This is a genomic window from Treponema brennaborense DSM 12168 (assembly GCF_000212415.1).
GTDB classification, from domain to species: domain Bacteria; phylum Spirochaetota; class Spirochaetia; order Treponematales; family Treponemataceae; genus Treponema_F; species Treponema_F brennaborense.
Genome location: NC_015500.1, coordinates 1,716,904 through 1,735,198 on the forward strand (window position 1 = coordinate 1,716,904; position 18,295 = coordinate 1,735,198).

18 protein-coding genes are annotated in these 18,295 nt (G+C 52.4%); 10 read left to right on the top strand and 8 right to left on the bottom strand.

The genetic code is table 11. From position 1 onward, the window contains the following. The first annotated feature begins 10 nt into the window (after window positions 1-10). Window positions 11-811: a PilZ domain-containing protein gene (locus tag TREBR_RS07475; RefSeq protein WP_013758585.1), complete on the top strand. Its 801-nt coding sequence runs from the start codon at window positions 11-13 to the stop codon at window positions 809-811. Here TREBR_RS07475 and TREBR_RS07480 read toward each other — a convergent pair. Next, complete coding sequence (locus tag TREBR_RS07480) at window positions 772-1,065, bottom strand: hypothetical protein (protein ID WP_041610373.1); 294 nt, start codon at window positions 1,063-1,065, stop codon at window positions 772-774. The two genes, TREBR_RS07475 and TREBR_RS07480, sit on opposite strands and share 40 nt — an antisense overlap. Window positions 1,066-1,087: 22 nt before the next feature. Here TREBR_RS07480 and TREBR_RS07485 point away from each other — a divergent pair, with 22 nt between their 5' ends. After that, window positions 1,088-2,227 carry a tetratricopeptide repeat protein gene (locus TREBR_RS07485; protein ID WP_013758586.1) on the top strand — a complete coding sequence of 380 codons (1,140 nt, stop codon included), beginning with the start codon at window positions 1,088-1,090 and terminating at the stop codon, window positions 2,225-2,227. Between the two features lie 41 nt (window positions 2,228-2,268). Here the strand turns inward: TREBR_RS07485 and TREBR_RS07490 are convergent, their stop codons facing one another. From TREBR_RS07490 to murB, 4 genes are all read right to left on the bottom strand, one after another. Beyond that, the gene (locus TREBR_RS07490; protein WP_013758587.1) at window positions 2,269-2,712 is read right to left on the bottom strand and encodes a DUF192 domain-containing protein; all 444 of its coding nucleotides are present in this window, start codon (window positions 2,710-2,712) and stop codon (window positions 2,269-2,271) included. Window positions 2,713-2,726: 14 nt separating this feature from the next. Beyond that, window positions 2,727-3,272, bottom strand: coding sequence for a hypothetical protein (locus TREBR_RS07495; RefSeq protein WP_013758588.1), 546 nt, complete (start codon window positions 3,270-3,272; stop codon window positions 2,727-2,729). 8 nt (window positions 3,273-3,280) lie between these two features. Continuing rightward, window positions 3,281-4,462: a Crp/Fnr family transcriptional regulator gene (locus TREBR_RS07500; RefSeq protein WP_013758589.1), complete on the bottom strand. Its 1,182-nt coding sequence runs from the start codon at window positions 4,460-4,462 to the stop codon at window positions 3,281-3,283. Between the two features lie 95 nt (window positions 4,463-4,557). Further along, complete coding sequence (murB, locus tag TREBR_RS07505) at window positions 4,558-5,655, bottom strand: UDP-N-acetylmuramate dehydrogenase (protein WP_013758590.1); 1,098 nt, start codon at window positions 5,653-5,655, stop codon at window positions 4,558-4,560. Window positions 5,656-5,711: 56 nt separating this feature from the next. On the opposite strand from murB, the gene TREBR_RS07510 reads away from it, so the two are divergent. From TREBR_RS07510 to pyrH, 5 genes are read left to right on the top strand one after another with little or no spacing between them, the layout of a single operon-like run. Further along, window positions 5,712-7,205, top strand: a complete 1,494-nt coding sequence (locus TREBR_RS07510) for a cysteine--tRNA ligase (RefSeq protein ID WP_013758591.1) — start codon at window positions 5,712-5,714, stop codon at window positions 7,203-7,205. A gap of 34 nt (window positions 7,206-7,239) precedes the next feature. Then, window positions 7,240-7,797, top strand: coding sequence for an RNA polymerase sigma factor (locus tag TREBR_RS07515; protein ID WP_013758592.1), 558 nt, complete (start codon window positions 7,240-7,242; stop codon window positions 7,795-7,797). Then, on the top strand, window positions 7,781-8,500 hold the full coding sequence (locus tag TREBR_RS07520) for an anti-sigma factor family protein (protein ID WP_013758593.1): 720 nt from the start codon (window positions 7,781-7,783) through the stop codon (window positions 8,498-8,500). Before TREBR_RS07515 ends, TREBR_RS07520 begins: the two co-directional genes overlap by 17 nt. After that, the gene (locus TREBR_RS07525; protein ID WP_013758594.1) at window positions 8,500-10,191 is read left to right on the top strand and encodes a transglutaminase domain-containing protein; all 1,692 of its coding nucleotides are present in this window, start codon (window positions 8,500-8,502) and stop codon (window positions 10,189-10,191) included. Before TREBR_RS07520 ends, TREBR_RS07525 begins: the two co-directional genes overlap by 1 nt. 29 nt (window positions 10,192-10,220) lie before the next feature. Beyond that, window positions 10,221-10,916: a UMP kinase gene (gene pyrH / locus TREBR_RS07530; protein ID WP_013758595.1), complete on the top strand. Its 696-nt coding sequence runs from the start codon at window positions 10,221-10,223 to the stop codon at window positions 10,914-10,916. Between the two features lie 98 nt (window positions 10,917-11,014). Here the strand turns inward: pyrH and TREBR_RS07535 are convergent, their stop codons facing one another. Then, on the bottom strand, window positions 11,015-11,548 hold the full coding sequence (locus tag TREBR_RS07535) for a glucosaminidase domain-containing protein (protein ID WP_156786727.1): 534 nt from the start codon (window positions 11,546-11,548) through the stop codon (window positions 11,015-11,017). Between the two features lie 168 nt (window positions 11,549-11,716). Between TREBR_RS07535 and radC the strand changes: the two genes are divergently transcribed. After that, window positions 11,717-12,382 carry a RadC family protein gene (gene radC / locus TREBR_RS07540; RefSeq protein WP_013758597.1) on the top strand — a complete coding sequence of 222 codons (666 nt, stop codon included), beginning with the start codon at window positions 11,717-11,719 and terminating at the stop codon, window positions 12,380-12,382. 34 nt (window positions 12,383-12,416) lie between these two features. Here the strand turns inward: radC and TREBR_RS07545 are convergent, their stop codons facing one another. Continuing rightward, a complete protein-coding gene (locus TREBR_RS07545) occupies window positions 12,417-13,601 on the bottom strand; it encodes a hypothetical protein (RefSeq protein ID WP_013758598.1) in 1,185 nt (394 codons plus the stop codon). Between the two features lie 142 nt (window positions 13,602-13,743). On the opposite strand from TREBR_RS07545, the gene mgrA reads away from it, so the two are divergent. Next, the gene (gene mgrA / locus TREBR_RS07550) at window positions 13,744-14,778 is read left to right on the top strand and encodes an L-glyceraldehyde 3-phosphate reductase (protein ID WP_013758599.1); all 1,035 of its coding nucleotides are present in this window, start codon (window positions 13,744-13,746) and stop codon (window positions 14,776-14,778) included. Further along, window positions 14,778-15,686 carry a 23S rRNA (adenine(2030)-N(6))-methyltransferase RlmJ gene (locus TREBR_RS07555; RefSeq protein WP_013758600.1) on the top strand — a complete coding sequence of 303 codons (909 nt, stop codon included), beginning with the start codon at window positions 14,778-14,780 and terminating at the stop codon, window positions 15,684-15,686. The genes mgrA and TREBR_RS07555 overlap by 1 nt, the downstream gene beginning before the upstream one ends. An 8-nt stretch (window positions 15,687-15,694) precedes the next feature. On the opposite strand, the gene clpB is transcribed toward TREBR_RS07555, so the two are convergent. Next, window positions 15,695-18,292: an ATP-dependent chaperone ClpB gene (gene clpB / locus TREBR_RS07560; RefSeq protein WP_013758601.1), complete on the bottom strand. Its 2,598-nt coding sequence runs from the start codon at window positions 18,290-18,292 to the stop codon at window positions 15,695-15,697. Between the last annotated feature and the right edge of the window lie 3 nt (window positions 18,293-18,295).

Below are 18,295 nucleotides of genomic sequence, written 5' to 3' on the forward strand. Positions count from 1 at the left end.
CATTAAAGGCATGGGCGTTGTAACGAGTCAGCAACTTTTGAGATATTACGAATTATACCGAGACAAAGAAGTTACGTTTTCCAAAGAAGTTATTAAAACCCTGAATTTGGATCCGCGTCAGGTTTACATAAAATGTACCGATTCCCAGTGGCCGTGTATTATCAATTCAACTTCATTTCAAGGTGCAAAAATAATCATCGGTTCGAAAGGCGGTGCGTACGCAAGACTTTCACAGGAAAAAGGAACGGTCAATCTGCGTTTCTGTTTTCTGCAGGCGGATAAGCAGCCGATCAGCTTTTTCATCGGATCCCGGGTAGTTGAAATTACTCCGTACATGAATTCACCCGACCTTGCCGTCGTTTCGCTCGCATATATACAGCGGCCGCCGGATGCGCTCATCGAATGCATCGGAAAACTGCTGGAAGCGAATATCAACGCGGTACGCCGCAAGGATGAACGGATTCTCCTTTCAGAAGACGCAAAGCGGAAGCTGAATTTGCAAAAAGAAGAAACGATCGTTTTCATAGACAACGTACCGCGCCACTGCATTATACGCGACATTTCATTTTCCGGAGCAAAGATCATTCTGCTCGGTATCGCGCAGTTTCTGAATCAAAAAAGCATCGTGCTGCGCATGGAATTCGACGAACCGCCGGAAATGATTGCGATACCCGGACGTATCGTCAAAACCGAACAGGTACAGGGGCGAAAGGATATCGTCGTCGTGTGCATCCAGTTTGATGAAAAACACGTTCCCATGTCGTACAAGATTCACATCAACGGGTATTTAACGGGAATAAGGAAAAAATAGATCGCCGCGTTCCATTCCGTCCAAATGTCCGCATCGGGACAGCCGGCGGCAACAGCGGCACCGGCAGCGGCTGTATCGGCCGCAACCGAAAAACCGGCGGTATCGGCGGCACCGGCAGCGGCTGCGGCGGAATCCGGACAGCCGGGGCCCGCACAACCCGGAACGGTTCGAACTGAAAATACGCCGCCGGAACAGGCCCGTTCACAGATGACCGCCGCGGAAGCCCAAAACGTCTCCGCCCGAGTCTCAATCACACAATAAAACAGGAATATGTCGATGAATCCATCCGCCCCCCTTGAATCAGTCGTTTTTATCGCGCTGCCCGAAAACGTTTCGCTTTCAACGCACGCGTTCACGATAGACCCCGCGATACCGCTTCCCGTGCAAAAAAATACGGCAAGTGAAGACGCGTTTGATCCGACGTCCCTGACGCAGGAAATGATATTCGCCGGCATTTTGACCGTACTGGCCTACGACGCTCAAAACGAGCACGTTTCCTATTACCGGCAGCTGCTGCAGTCCGCCCGGCCCGATATAAAACAGGAACTCACCGAAGCGGCCATACTCAAAGCGCGGAACGAAGACTTTGAAATCGCGGAGGAAATATTCGCCGCGCTGCGGGGACTCGATCCGGACGACATCGCGACGGTGCTCAACACGGCACTCTTTTTTGACCAGCGCGCGGAATCGTACCGAAAGTCGGGCTTGAACGAGGACGCAGACGCATACGACCAAAGCGCGCACCAATACTACAAGCAGGCGATGGCGGCTGATCCCGCTCCGCCCGACGCGTTTTTTAACGCGGGTTTTTTCTATCTGAAACAGCGCAATTTTTCGCGCGCAAAAAACTGTTTTGAAACGTATCTGACGCTTACCGGCGATCTTGCGGACGACGATCTCGGCGAAAACGGCCGGTATAAAAAGGAACGTGCCAAAGAAATCGTCGAAGACATCAGCTCCCGGAACCTTGAAGACGAACAGTTCAAAGCGGCGTTCGATTTTATTTCAATGGGACAGGAAGAACGCGGACTGGAAGAAATCCGCACCTTTTTGCAGAAAAACCCCAAAGTCTGGAACGCCTGGTTCCTGCTCGGCTGGGGACTGCGCAGACTGGAGCGCTGGACCGACGCGAAATCGGCGTTTTTGCAGGCGATTGAGTGCGGAAGCACCGGCGCAGACACGTACAACGAACTGGCCATTTGCCATATGGAATTGGGCGAATACGCGGAAAGCAGAAAACGCCTCGTACAGGCGCTGGAAGCGGAACCGGAAAATACCAAAATCATGTCGAACTTGGGATATCTGGCGCTCAAACAGGATAGAACGGCGGAAGCAAAAAAATATTTTCTGAGCGTATTGGAATTCGACCCTGACGATGCGATCGCAAAAAGTATGATCGCCAAACTGGAATCCTAAGCGGCAGGGACAAACACCGGAGAAAAAAGCGGCGCTGGCGGCTACCAGTCGAGCGCGACGCGGTCGCCGACGCCGATATGCACGCGCTCGAACCATCCCTGAGGCACTTCCAGCGCGTACCTGACGGAAACGGAACTGCTCCGGGACGCAAGGCTATACGGCGTCATATCGAATATATCGCAGATAACGCCGTTTGAATCGATAAACGCAATTGAAAGCGGATGCGGTGTGTTTTTCATCCAAAAACTCAAAATCTGATCCCGCTCGAAAATAAACAGCATTCCCGTCCCGTCGGGAATAACCGTACGCTCCATAAAGCCGAACGAACGTTCCTGTTCGGTGCGGGCGAGTTCGGCACGAACCGGTACTTCGCTGCCGTCGGCGCGGATCAGCGTTAAATTCTTTTTTTCAAGCCGGGAAACTTGCGAACAGGCGGCGGTAAAAACGAGACAGCAAAAACAGACGGCGGCACAAATCCGCTTCATAATCGAAACCTCCGTTACAGACTTTTCAAAAACAGATCGCGGGTATATTCGACGGCTGACTGGCGCACGGTCGCGGATTCCTGCAGTTTTTCAAACACGGCAGAATCGGTATATTTTAAAGTCAGCGGCCGCTCAAGCGTCATGACGACGCCGTCCGCCGTCCATTCCGATTTCTGCGGAGAAAGCGTTCCGGGTTCGCCGTATTTTTCGCACAGCGTACTGAACACACTGTAATAGTCGATTTGCTCTTTATTCAGATTGATCGTAATGACGGACAGCGTTCCTTCGTCGAACTGGAACCAGCATTCGGCCAAAAACAGCGTTCCCGAAGTTTCTATGAGCGTCCGGTTTTCTCCCGGCAGCAGCGAAACGTCCCGCTCGCCCCGATACCCGAACGCGGGTTCTTTCAATAAAGCGGCTTTCGTCTCTTCAACGGTCATGCCGAGCCGGACGGAACCGTATCCCGCCGGCAGCGGTTCAAACGCGAACGCACGGACTGCGGCAAAACACGTACACAAACATAATGCAGCCGCGAACCGATACGTAAAAAATCTCCGCATAAGAAATCCTAGTGTTTCTGCTTGCGGTGCACGGCAGCCGATTTTATGACTTCAAGACAATCCGTCACCAAAAGCTTTCGCCCGTCGCGGCGAACCGGCGCCGTATCCATAAAACGGTTGATCGCCATTCCCTGCATATCGTGGGAAATCCCGCACATGTCGGCGATATCCTCCGGCGACAAATCGAACGTAAAGCTTACTTTCACCGGCGAATCGACGGCTATTTTGGCCTTTTCGATCTGCAGCGCCAGCATATCCACCATTTTGAAAACAGGATCGCTGATTTCGGTATTCGTAAGCTGCCGTTCCATCGCCCATAAGCGCTCGGAAAGCGTAATCGTCAGACGGGAAACCAATTGCGGCTGAGAAGCAACCATCTGATCGAAGTTTTTCCGGTTCACAACCATAAGCCGGCACGCTTCGTGCGCAATCGCACTCGCCGAACGGGGTTTATCTTCAAGCAGCGCCATCTCGCCGAAAAAGTCACCTTTTTTAAGGACGGCGAGAATCACTTCGTTGTTGTCAACCACTTTAGTGATCTTAACCTGCCCTTCCTGAATGATATACATGTCGTGCCCGCTTTGGCATTCGGAAAAAATCATCGTATCTTTCGGATATTCGCGTATCAGCTCCTGATTCGGTTCAAAATGCACGGCGCGGCTGCGCGGTTTGAGCGCGATAAAACGGTCTTTTGCCCGAACGGCATTCACACCGGAGGGACACGCTTTCAGATACTGATAATAACCGTATACGGCGAGATTGATTTTACCTTCTTTTTCGTAATACGAAGCGATTGCGAACAGCTGTTCGGGAGATACGACGGCAACGCCTTTAAATGTAAGCTGCGTCAACACTTCGTTCATGATCCGCATCCGGTTTGCAAAGGTACGGATAATTTTCATCGCAACGGGAGTATTCTGTTGGATAAGATCAGGATATTGATTGCGGTTTACCGCGATAACCACGACGTCGGTAACGGCGATAACCGATTCCGTCTGTGCATGCCCGGACAAACACGGAACGACGCCGATAAAATCCCCCGGACCGAATGTGGCAGACTGAACGACGGCTCTTTCTTTAACGCATCGGACGGAGCCGCTGCGAATGATAAAAAAACGATCACCGCAGGGATTCCCTTCCACAAGAATAAAAGAGTCTTTTCTGAAGTTTACGAATGAAAGCTGTAACACAATCGGTCTCCCACGCTGATTCAGTATAAAAACGAATATCAGTTTTTGTCAATGTCGTTATCGGCGTTTTAGGGACGGTTCATAATCTTTTTATTCTATAAAAATGGTATAAAAACGATTTCAGGTTCAAGAGTAAACCCTGTTTTATCGTGTACCGTCCGTATCACGTACGACACGAGCGAGCGGATATCGTCCGCGGTCGCTCCTCCCGTATTGATGATAAAATTGCCGTGCCACGGAGCCACCTGCGCACCGCCGATACGGTAGCCGCGCAGCCCGGCTTCGTCTATAATCGCACCGGACGGTTTTCCGAACGCACGATTATTTTTAAACACGCTTCCTGCCGACGGAAACCGGAAATGCCCTTTTTCACGCCGATCCGCCACGTACGAAGCCGCTTTTTTTGCCGAAGCGGCAGCGTCCGCCGCGGAAAGCCGGGTAACGGCGAATTCGGCGCCGACGATAACCGAAGTCCCGAGTTGTCCCTGAAACGGCGACTTTTTGTAGTCCCAATCGGCGCCGTTCATCTCATAGCAGCAAAGCTTCGGCTGTACTGACGAACAATCGAGATACGAAACCCGCCGCAGCACGTCGCTTATCGAACGGTCGTAGCAGCGCGCGTTCATATACACGGCGCCGCCGACCGTCCCCGGCAACCCGGCAAAATTTTCCAGTCCGCCGAGCGAATGCTCCGCACAAAAAGCCGTTACGCGCTCCACCGTGCACCCCGCGCCGCAGCGCAGCAAGGCGGCGGCACCGGCTGCAAAATCGCCACTTTTACCCGAATCGCCGGCAGCAGCAATAGGACCGGCAAAATCGGCACCGGCGGCAAAATCGGCACTTTCACCTGAATCGCCGGCACCGCACGAAGTTTCGGCTGCGTCAATCAGTTCAATGCCGTTCATCGCCGGCTGCAGCAGCTGAGTCTGCAACGAAACGACAGCGTACGCAACGCCTTCATCCGGAACGACGACGTTCGAACCGCCGCCCAGCACGAAATACGGAACAGCCGCCGCCCGCACCGCGTTCAGCACCGCGCACAAGGACGGCACGTCGGCCGGTTCTGCGAGCACTGCGGCACGGCCGCCGACTTTGAACGTCGTACGGGGTGCCAGCGGTTCATCGTATAAAATTTCACCGCGGAACTGCCCGCAGATATTGATATTTTCTTCTATTTTCCGTACATTATACATACCGATATTCTCAAATCTTGATTATAGTATATTCTGAAATAAAAAGCGAGGGCTTTATGGCATTACGGTTATATAATACGCTCGGTCGGCAGCTGCAGGATTTCATTCCGATTCACGCAGGAAAAGCCGGGTTTTACGGTTGCGGCCCGACCGTTTACAATTTCGCACACATCGGCAATCTGCGCGCGTACGTGTTCCTCGACATACTTGACAGAACCCTTACCTATCTCGGCTACGACATCACGCACGTTATGAATATCACCGACATCGGACATTTATCCGGCGACGCTGATGAAGGCGAAGACAAAATGGTCAAAACCGCCAAAGATCGCGGGCAGTCGGTGCTGGAAATCGCGCAGTTTTACACCGATGCGTTTTTCGGCGACATAGACCGGCTGAATATCCGCCGTCCCGACGTCGTGTGCAAAGCGACCGAACACGTGCCGGATATGATCGAACTGATCAAGCGGATAGAAGCGAACGGACACACGTATACGGCCGGCGGTAATTTGTACTTCGACGTGTCTACATTTCCTTCCTACGGGGATCTTGCCGGCCTCAATTTGGACGATCTGAAAGCGGGCGCGCGCATCGACATCGACCGGAACAAACGCAATCCGTTCGACTTCGTTCTGTGGTTCACCAAAAGTAAATTTGAAAATCAGGCGCTCGTGTGGGATTCGCCGTGGGGACGCGGATATCCGGGCTGGCATATCGAATGTTCCGCCATGAGCATGAAATATCTGGGCGAACAGTTCGACATCCACACCGGCGGTATCGATCATATTCCGATTCATCACACGAACGAGATCGCACAGTCCGAAGGCGCCACCGGCAAGAAATGGGTAAACTATTGGCTGCACAACGAATTTCTGGTCATCGCCAAAGATAAAGAATCAGCGGACGGCGGCGCCGGAAAAATGTCGAAATCCTCCGGCAATTTTCTGACGCTCCAATCGCTCGTCGATAAAGGATACGACGCGCTCGATTACCGCTTTTTCCTGCTCGGCGCACATTACCGCAGTCAGGTCGCGTTTTCCTGGGCAGCGATGGACGGTGCAAAAAACGCACGGAAAGCGCTCGTTCAGCGCGTTGCAAAAGTACTGGCGCGCTCGGCCGAGCGCGTGCAAACCGGCGCCGGTCTGCCGACGAAAAAACCGAGCGCCCGAGCACACGCGTATCTTGACAAATTTACGGCGGCGCTTGAAAACGATCTGGCAACGCCGCAGGCGCTTTCCGCATTACAGACGGCGGTCAAAGACGCCGAATTGGCTCCTGAAGAAGTCGTTTCTCTCGTGCAGCGTATGGATTCGGTTCTCGCGCTCGATTTGCTGAAAAACGCGCGGCAGCTGCTTGCAGACGAAACCGCGGCCGCCGTAACGGACGGTTCCGACCCGGAAGCGAAAGAAATACAAGCTCTGATCGAAGAACGGACGGCAGCTAAAAAAGCGAAAAACTATGCCCGGGCGGACGAAATCCGTACCGAATTGAACGGCCGCGGCATCATCCTTGAAGACACTCCGCAGGGAACCGTCTGGAAGCGCGCGTAAGGCGCATTTTTACTGTAACGATTGGGGGAATCATTTGTTTACTTCTTCGGATGTAAATCAGACGGGAACGCTGAACGCGGCGGATCCCGCTGATTTCAGAAAAATATACGACGCGACCATGCAGTTGCTTTTCAAGGTATCGTACCGCGTAGTCAGCGACGAGGAAGCGGCGGAAGATTTGGTACACGATTCGCTCATAAAAATGAACGAAAAAGCGCTTACGTTTCCGAGTTTGAACGATGCGAAGTACTGGCTCATCCGCGTCGTAAAAAACGCGTCGCTGAATTACGCGAAACGAAAAGGCCGTGAACGCAAAGCCTACGAACGGGCGCTGTACGAAGACCGCCGCAAGCAGGATTCGGGTGAAACCGAACTGCTCAAGGCCGAATCGCGTAAAAAAGCCCGGGACGCGTTGGACAAACTTCCGGAGAACCTGAAAATGGTACTGATTCTCCGTGAATATGCCGAACTTAATTATAAGGAAATCGGCAGGGTTATGGGTATAACCGAGGGAAACGTTAAAGTCAGAGTGTTTCGCGCACGTGAACAGCTGGCAAAACTGATAGGAGAAGACGATGTCTACTTGCCCTGAAAAAGATATTCATTCGATTTATCTGGATAACGAACTGCCGCAGACATACGTTCCGGAGTACGAAACGCATATCGCTTCGTGTACGCAGTGCCGCGCCGAACTCTTAAAACTGAAGCAGTTGAGCGCCCTGCTCAAAGACGATGCCGGACGGATTTCGTTTCCGGCGGAAGAATTGGACGGCGGTTTCGTCAGATTGCAGACAAAGCTCCGGTTTTCCGGCACGCTGAAAAAATTGCGTGCACCCGCGCCGTCCGCGTTCAGATGGGCGCTGCCTGCAGCCGCCGTATTCGCGTTCGCGCTGATCGTTCCGATCAGCATTCGGCAGGGCGTTTCCGGAAATCAAGGCTCACAGACTTCCGTACCGATCAGCATTCAAGCGAGCGCGCTCGGCAGCGGCCTTGCAACGCCGGCAGTTTCGGGATTTCTTCCGGGAAATTTGATACATCAGGTTCAAAATACGGGCGCAAGTTCCGGCAATTATATCCGCAGCACACTGCCGTCGCTGACGTCCGGCACGGCGGGTTCCAATTCGTATTCGACTGACAATATGTTCGCAACAGTGGATATATTCCGTCCCGAATTTGAAACCGGCAACCGGATATCGGTTAAAATAACGCTTTCGAATTTGGGTGAACTTCCGATTTCAACGGAGTTTACCGTTCCCGCTTGGGATTCAGCTGAACATCTGCCGGGAAACGAATAGTGAATTTCAACTTCGGATATCTTTTCCGCAAATCACCGCTTTTTAGGGCAGCCAGCATCGGCTGCCTTATCGTCGTTATATTGGTGATAATCGCCGCCGTTACGATGAACATACTGCAGGAACCGGTTATAACGGCGATCAATCCGCAGATAGGCAGCCCCGGCGACATAATGACCGTTACCGGAAGCGGATTCGGTCATATCAGGGACACGAATTACGTTGAAATAGGCGGAAGCAGACTGACGGCGTCCGCATACCTTTCCTGGACGGATACCGAAATACGGCTGCTGCTTCCGACTAACGTTCAGGACGGGCTGGTCTTCGTTTCAACGCACGACGGCCGTTCCGAACCGGTCATTTTTGCGAATAAAAACGCAATCCCGGTTGCCGTCAGGCAGGAAAAGAAAACGGTACAGCCGGTCATTACCGATGAAAATTACCGCGCCGTATCCGTCGGGCAAATCCTCACAATACGGGGAAGCAATTTCGGTTCAGTCAAAAACGATTCGACCGTTTATTTTACGCCGCAGTGGATGGAAGGAAAATCACCCGCGCAGGACTCGCAAATGAGCGGTCTGGAATATATTCCGGCTTCGGAACAGGAATTCGATTACGAATACTGGAGTGATACGGAAATCCGCGTACGCGTTCCCGACGGTGCGGCCAGCGGTTATATGTACGTCCAAACCGATAAGGGGCAAAGCAATCACCGCCGAGTCAGCGTCTCTACCCCGCCCGGCACGAAACGTTTCTCCGGCAAACGGACGTATCTGATACAGGTGTCGGCGGACGTTACTAACGCGGTTACCGACGCGCCGGCAGTACTGACGTTGCGCGTGCCCCGTCCGCAGCAGGGCGCGTCGCAGCCGTTCGTGCAGATGACCGAATGTTCACCGGATCCGGTTATCGCCGAATATAATAAAACGATCATTCATCAGGTGCAGCTCGATACGCTCGGCGATAAAAAAGCCGTGTTCACGCAGAATTTCGTGGTACCGGTTTTCGCCGTTACCACGGATATAACGCCGAGCAAAGTAACCGCCCTTACCGAAAAAAACAGGCTGCTTTACGCGGCGACGCTTGCGCCCGATCCGTGCATATGCAGCGATCTGCCGGAAATAGAAGCGCTGGTGCAAACAGTCTTGAAACGGGAATCCAATCCCTACCGGCAGGCAAATCTGATCTATTCATACATACTGGACACGTACACACTGCTGCAGGAAATCCGACCGGGTGAACCGGATATAGGGGAACTGCTCGAATCGAAAGCCGGCGACGCGTACGATTTTGCCGTTCTGTTCTGTACGCTTGCCCGCGCAGCGGGTATTCCCGCCATACCGGTCAGCGGCATACTCGTCGACGGCTCCCGGAACAGTCTGAATCATTGGTGGTGCGAATTCTATCTGGAAAATATCGGCTGGATACCCGTCGATCCGTCGTTGGGAGCGGGACTGACTTACGAAATTTTTCAGCCGCCTGAAAATTACCGTGAATTTTATTTCGGAAATCTCGATTCCCAGCACGTCGCGTTTTCCCGGGGCTGGAACACGATCAAATCGACAATCGTAAACAACAAAACGGTGTATCGCCCGAAAACATACGCGCTGCAATCGATCTGGGAGGAAACCTCGCAGGGTGCGATCAGTTACAGCTCGCTTTGGAACGATCCGGTCGTTGTGGGAATTTATTAGCAGCACGGATGCTGCGAAAGGAGATACAGGTGGTAAAGGTTTTGTCGCTCGGCGGTTCGATTGTTGCTCCGGACTCGCCGGATGCGGATTTTCTGATACGGTTTTCACGAATGATCCGCGAATGGCTTGCCGAAGATGCAAGCCGTAAATTGATTCTGGTCGTCGGCGGCGGCGGCCCCGCGCGCACGTATCAGAAAGCCTATCGGACGATCACCGAACAAACGGGTACTGCGCCGAACAACGAGCAGGCTGACTGGATAGGCATTACGGCGACGCGGTTGAACGCACAGTTGTTAAAAGCGATATTCGCCGACATGTGCAATCAGGACGTCGTATACGATCCGACGCAGGTGTCCGAATTTTCCGGCAGGATCATGATTGCCGCCGGATGGAAGCCCGGTTTTTCAACCGACAACGACGCGGTGTTATTGGCGGAACGTTTTGCAGCGGACACGGTCGTAAATCTTTCAAATATCGAAAAAGTATACACCGACGATCCGCGGAAAAATCCCGACGCAAAACCGCTCGACGAAATCAGCTGGGACGATTTCCGCAAAATGGTCGGCGACGAATGGACTCCCGGTAAAAACACTCCGTTCGACCCGATTGCAAGCCGCCGGGCGCAGGTAGCCGAATTAACAGTCATTTGCGCGGGCGGAACCGATATCGACAATACGAGAGCGGTACTCGACGGGAAGCCGTTTAAAGGTACCAAAATAAGTTAATCGCCGCGCCCGTTCAGCGGCACAAGCCGCCGTGTACCTACGGAATTATCCGTTCGCACCCGGCGGCTTTATTTAAAACCGGCGCATTACCGGATTTTTCAGTAAAAAACTTCAAGACGACCGAGCAGCGCATCCAATTTGGTTCCGTACGAGACGTCCGCTGCCCAAGTTCCCGCAAGCGCCCAAACGTCGGGAGCCTTTCCGCGCGGATTCACGTACTTATAACGGGGATCGACGAGCGCCCCCTTGAGCGGAACCGTCGTTCCGTATGCATGCAGATGCTGAACGTGCGCGCGAACGCCGAGCCGTTCGGTCGGAAACCGTTCGCCGGGTCTGGAAGCGTCGATCGCACCGAGACCGCAGTAATTGTGCATGTCCGGCGTAACCAATCCGCCGAATCTCAAAAATCCGGTTTCAAGGCACATCTGCACGAACGCTACGTCGGAATTGATCCTTTCCGCAGCACATTCTTCAACGTAATACGACGCAAGTCTGCTCACGAGAACTCCATCCGCATCGGGATTCTGCGATAAAAAAAACGCGCACAGCTGTGCGGCCGATTTCATACCGGAAGCATCGATCCTCCTCGATATCGGAACGGATTGGGCAGGTTCTGCGGAAAAATTTTTCATTCCGGCACAAGAAATGAAAATCAGACAGCCGGCCAGCAGCATAATTATAATAAGGAATCGCGTTTTCATACGATAAGAGTACTTTTTTTTATGTTTTTATGCAAGAACGGATAAATTGCGATCTGTAAAACCAATAATATAAAGCGCGCGGTGCGGCTGGAGGAATCAGTGAAAGAATGCAGAAAACCGGATATTCGGGAAAAGGTGTTAAAAAACGGTTTGACGTTTCCGACCGACGAGGAACTCATCATGCTGCTGCTCGGCAGCGGGATACAGGGAATGCCGGTAAAACAGATGGCAAAAAAAGTACTCGGCACCGTATCGGAATCACATGCCGAAACGCTTATCCAAAGTTTATTGAGCATTACCGGTATCGGCCCGAGTAAGGCGCTGCTGGTAGGCGCAGCCATCGAATTCGGGCGCAGACAAAACGCAGCAACCGGCAAAAAAATCCAAACGCCGGCAGACCTCGTTCCGTTTTTGCAGCACTATTCAATGCAGACGAAAGAACATTTTGTCTGCGTTACACTGAACGGCGCATATGAAATTATCAAAATACGGTCGGTTTCCGTCGGAACCATAAACAGGACAGTCGTACATCCCCGGGAAGTATTTACCGACGCGGTTAAAGATATGGCGGCGGCAGTCATTCTCTGCCATAATCATCCGTCAGGCAGCGAGGCACCGTCGGAAACCGACATAGAAACAACGGAAAAACTGATGATCGCCGCAGAATATATCGGAATAAAAATATTGGATCATATCATCGTAACGCAGAAAACGTATTACAGTTTCAAAGAACACAATCTCATCCCCGAAAACGGAACGGAATAATGCCGATGAAAAACGTACGATGCACGGGTATCCCTTACGATTGGATACGCTTCGTTTCTCCGGCATCTTCCATTTCGAGTTCGGATCTCTTTGCAACAAGCAGATCCCGTTCTTCGGACTGCGAAACGATAGATTGCTGCAGCGAAGCGTTTTCTTCCGTCAGACGATGTATTTTCAATTCATTTTCGCCGATGTTCCGCTGCAGCAGTTCAATACGTTTGCCGGCGGAATCGATTTTGGCTGTCAAGGAAATGATTTCCATTTTGCGGTTGCACGATACGGCTTCCGCACGATTTACGGCAATTTTGTCCAAGTGGGATTGTACGTCTTTTCCGGAAACATCATCGTACGGAACGAGGATTTCGCCGTCGGGTGTAACGTATTTTCCGGCAAATTCATGACCGGTTTTCTGAGCCAGCGCGTATTGTTTTCCGTTCAACTGTTCGATCTCGCGGGTAATATTTTCTATTCTGCGTTCCCCGTTTCCCGAAGCGCCCTTACCGGCGAGCAGCTGTTCGTTTTTCTGAAAACGGTTTTCACAATCGGCGGCGTCGGCAGAAAGCTGGTTTATACGGCGTTTCAAATCCGCACACGGAGCATACGCGGCGCTTACCTCGGCAGACAGCGTTCCTTCGGCGTACAGCGGTTCCAGAACGCCGGATTCAAACACGGCAAGAGCGCTTTTTACGTACAGCTGCGCCAGCCGTTTCTGCAACTGCACGAACGCGGAATTACGGGCTGTATACTGCACTTGCGTCAGCAGTCTGTTCATGAACGACTGCGTTTCCATTTGCTGACGCAGCGTTTCAAGCGCGGTTCGAGCTTCCTGCTCCTTTTTGCGCTGTTCGGCAACGGCGATCCGGTATTGCTCAAAGGCGGCACCGTAGCGGCTGTCAATCGCATCGGACAGCGCGCAGCCCAGTTTTTCATAAAGCGGATTCCATTCGGAATTCAATTCCGCCGCTTGTTTTTTAAAGGCCTCCGATTCTTTACGGATCGCAACGCTCTTCGCTACGATCTCTCGAATCGAATCGATGTCGGAACGCAGAGAATCTTTCAGATGCTCGTATTCCGTATATTCGGCCAGAACGGCCGCATCGATACCGTTTTCGGCGGATGTCAGCAAGGCTCGCCCGATCGCGGCTTCCGAAGAGAAAATATCTTTTTGTATTTGTTCCAGCCGTTTCTGCAGTTCGGCCGTCGTCTTAAAGGTGCTCATATATATAATATAACACATTTGAATCAAAAAGGTAATAAAATATATGGCAGTTTTCATGAAATCGGTTTATACTTAAATACGTTCCGGCGCCCCGGCAATTTACGGCGTGCAAAACCCGAACGATTATCTGTGAGGAGAAATTATGACTATCGATATTACTCCGGAAATGACTTCCCGGCATTATCTGGCATCACAAAAACGTTATGAAACAATGAAATACGCCTATTCCGGGAAAAGCGGTCTCAAACTGCCGATGCTGTCATTAGGACTTTGGCACAATTTCGGCAGCAGCGCAAGTATGCCAAACATGAAAGCGCTGTGTTTTACCGCGTTTGACAACGGCGTAACCCATTTCGATATTGCCAATAATTACGGACCGCCTCCCGGCAGTGCCGAAGAAAATTTCGGAAAAATTCTGCATACGGATCTTCGCCCGTATCGGGACGAACTGATCATCTCGACTAAAGCGGGATACGAGATGTGGCCCGGACCGTACGGAGACCACGGCAGCAGAAAATATCTGCTTGCAAGTCTTGATCAGAGCCTGCGCAGATTGAATCTTGACTACGTAGATATTTTCTATCATCACCGGATGGATCCCGAAACACCGCTGGAAGAAAGCATGGGTGCGCTCGCTCAGGCGGTAAAAAGCGGCAAAGCGCTGTACGCGGGCATTTCAAATTACGATGCGGAACATACGAAAAAAGCGGCGGCGATTCTTGCCGGCTTGAACTGTCCGTTCGTTATCAATCAGGTACGGTATTCCCTTTTCAACCGGCAAATCGAAAAGGACAATTTAAAAGAAGCAGCCCGAAAAGCCGGCTGCGGCATCATTACGTTCAGTCCGCTCGCGCAAGGGTTGCTGACGGACCGATATTTAACCGGTATTCCGGCAGACAGCAGAATCGCGGTAAGCGGAAAATTCCTGCATGAATCGGACCTGACGGAAGAACGGCTTGCCCAGATACGGGCGCTGAACGATATCGCGCGGCGGCGCGGACAAACGCTCGCACAGATGGCGCTTTCATGGATTCTGAGAGACGGCGCGATAACGAGCGTCCTCATAGGCGCGTCGAAACCGGAACAAATTACGGAAAATATAAAAATCATCCAAAACACGTCGTTTACCGATGAGGAACTTGCCGAAATCGACCGTATCGCGCCGGCAGCAGAATAATGCTCAGCTACAGACACGCCTTTCACGCGGGAAATCATGCCGACGTGCTGAAACACGGTACGTTGGTATTGATTCTTGAAAGTTTGCTGAAAAAAGACAAACCGTTCACCGCGTTTGATACGCACGCAGGGGCCGGCGCGTATCGATTGGACGACGAGCGTCTCGCTCAAACAGGAGAAGCCGCCCGCGGCGTGCAGCGGCTGCTTGCCGCTGACAGCGTACCGGCCGAATTGGAAAGGTACGTGAACCTGTGCCGAACGTACGCCGCGCACGGAATGTATCCGGGCTCGCCTGAAATCATGCGCAGCCTGATGCGCCGCACGGATAAACTGTTTTTATCGGAATTGCACACGACTGAAATAGAAGTACTCAAAGGAACCGTGCAATGCCGGCCGCTTGCCGCGGAAACGGATACTGCGGCGGATTCCGACCGCTTTCCGATACCAACCGTCCGGCATACGAGCGGATTTGCGCTGCTGAACGCGGCCGTTCCGCCGCTCGTTAAACGCGGATTGATCCTGACGGATCCGAGTTACGAAACGGACGGCGATTATACGGACGCGGCGGCGGCGCTGGTGCAGGCACACCGGAAATGGAACACGGGTATTATGGCATTGTGGTATCCGCTGCTTTTTCACCGCCGTCGGGAACTGCAGCAGCTTAAAGCAACGATCACCGGCGGCGTACGCTCCGCCGCCGCAAAACTCGGCGAAAGCAGCGTTATCTGCGCCGAATTATGCGTCGCGCCGGAAAAGGAACCCGAACCGGGTACGCCGCGCCTGTACGGTTCGGGAATGCTGATCATCAATCCGCCGTATCAGCTCGAAGAACAGCTGAACGTCGTTTTGCCGTATCTGTCGAACATACTTTCCCCGGAAGGAAATTGGCGAATCGGGCACCTTGTCTGATCACCACGCTACGACGAAAAAGCCAATCCGCTGCCGCCGGGCGCACGCGTAACCGTCACGGTCGAATCTTCGCCGTATTTTCCCTGTAAAATCTCTTTTGCAAGCGGATTTTCCAAATACGCCTGAATCGAACGTTTGATTGGTCGCGCGCCGAACAGCGGATCGTAACCGACGTCCGCAAGAAATCCGATCGCGTCGTCTTTTACGATCAGTGTAATGCGACGCTCTTCGAGCCGTTTTGCAACGCGCTCTATTTGGTTTCGAACGATCGCGGCGATATTCGATTTATCAAGACGGGTGAACGTAATGACTTCGTCTATCCGGTTCAGGAATTCAGGTCTGAACGTCGATTTGAGCAGTGAATCGAGCTGCGGTTTTATCGCGTTCAATTTTTCACTCGTGTCGGCTTCCAAAATCAAATCGGAACCGAGATTGCTCGTCATAATGATGATCGTATTTTTGAAATCGATCATACGCCCCTGCCCGTCCGTAAGACGCCCGTCGTCAAGCACCTGAAGCAATACGTTGAACACGTCCGGATGCGCTTTTTCGATTTCGTCGAACAGCACGACGCTGTACGGACGGCGGCGGACTGCTTCGGTGAGCTGACCTCCTTCGTCGTATCCTACGTATCCGGGAGGTGCGCCGATCAGACGGCTCACGCTGAATTTTTCCATATACTCGCTCATGTCGATACGGGTAAGCGATTTTTCATCGTTGAACAGAAAATCCGCGAGCGTTTTTGCAAGTTCCGTTTTACCGACGCCCGTCGGTCCGATAAACAGGAAACTGCCGAGCGGACGATTTTCATCCGAAAGTCCCGCACGATTGCGGCGGATAGCGTCCGCAACGCTGTTCACCGCTTCATCCTGTCCGATTACGCGCTTGTGCAGGACGTTTTCAAGTTCCAGATATTTCTGTTTTTCACCGGCAAGCATTTTACTGACCGGAATTCCCGTCCAGGTCGCAATAATGCGCGCGATATCTTCTTCGGAAACTTCCTGCCGTAAAAGCGCCGTCCGGTCGCTGCCGTCGCTTTTTTCCTTTTCGGCTTTTTCCGCCGCCGTTTCCAGTTTTTTTTCGATTTCGGGAATCCGACCGTATTTAATCTCGGCTGCTTTATTGAAATTACCTTCACGGGTATATTTCGTTTCGTCAATCCGCAATTGCTCAAGCTCTTCCTTGAGCTTGCGGCTCTCGCCGATCTCTTTTTTTTCGTTTTCCCACTGGAGTTTCATCGCGTCGCGCTTGGAAGAAAGTTCCGCCAGTTCTTTTTCAAGTTTGGCGAGCCGTTCTTTTGAAGCGACGTCGTTTTCTTTGGAAAGCGCCTGTTTTTCGATCGTGAGCTGCAGCACGCGCCGTTCGACTTGATCAAGTTCAGTCGGCTGACTTTCGATTTCCATTTTGAGCCGGCTGGCCGCTTCGTCCACGAGATCGATCGCTTTGTCCGGCAGGAACCGATTCGTGATGTACCGATTTGAAAGCACGGCGGCGGAAACGAGCGCGTCGTCGCGAATTCGGACGCCGTGATGCACTTCGTATTTTTCTTTCAGACCGCGCAAAATGGCAATCGTATCTTCGACGGACGGTTCGGCGCAGTACACCTGCTGGAAACGGCGTTCAAGAGCGGCATCTTTTTCGATATATTTACGGTATTCGTCGAGCGTCGTCGCTCCGATCGCGCGCAGTTCTCCGCGGGCAAGCGCCGGTTTCAGCAAATTCGACGCATCCATTGAACCTTCAGACGCACCGGCGCCGACGAGCGTATGCAGCTCGTCTATAAACAGAATTATCTGTCCCTCGGATTTCTGCACTTCACCGATAACGGCCTTCAGGCGCTCTTCAAATTCACCGCGGAATTTGGCTCCCGCGACGAGCGCGCCCAAATCGAGCGATAGAACCCGTTTATTTTTGAGACTCTCGGGAACGTCCCCCGAAACGATACGGCGGGCGAGTCCTTCGACGATTGCCGTTTTGCCGACGCCGGGTTCGCCGATCAGAACCGGATTATTTTTGGTACGCCGCGACAATACCTGCATGACGCGCCGGATTTCTTCATCGCGCCCGATTACCGGATCGATTTTTTCCTGCCGGGCAAGAGCGGTCAAGTCGCGACAGTATTTTTCAAGCGACTGCATCGTCGATTCCGGATCCTGATTCGTAACGCGCTGATTTCCGCGCACCGCTTTGAGCGCATCGAGGATCGCGTTGCGAGTGATGCCGTTTTTTTTGAGTAATTCACCGCAGCGTCCGTCCGATCCTGCTATAGCCAAAAAGATATGTTCAGTAGAAAGATATTCGTCTTTGAGCGAAGCGGCCTCCTTGTCCGCTTTCGCAAGGATTTTCGCCGCCTCCGCAGACAGGCTTATCTGAGCTCCGCCGCTGATACGAGGATAGGTGTCAAGTAATTGCTGCGTATCTTCGATCAACCGGGAGACAGAAAAACCGATCCGCTCAACGAGCGGCGGTACGACGCCGTCTTTCTGCTGAAGCAGCGCAACGAGCAGGTGCTCCGTTCCGATTTCACTGTGGTCGTTCTGTTGGGCAAGCGTGCTTGCATTCTGCAGCACTTCCTGCGCTTTGATTGTATATTGATCGTAATTCATACT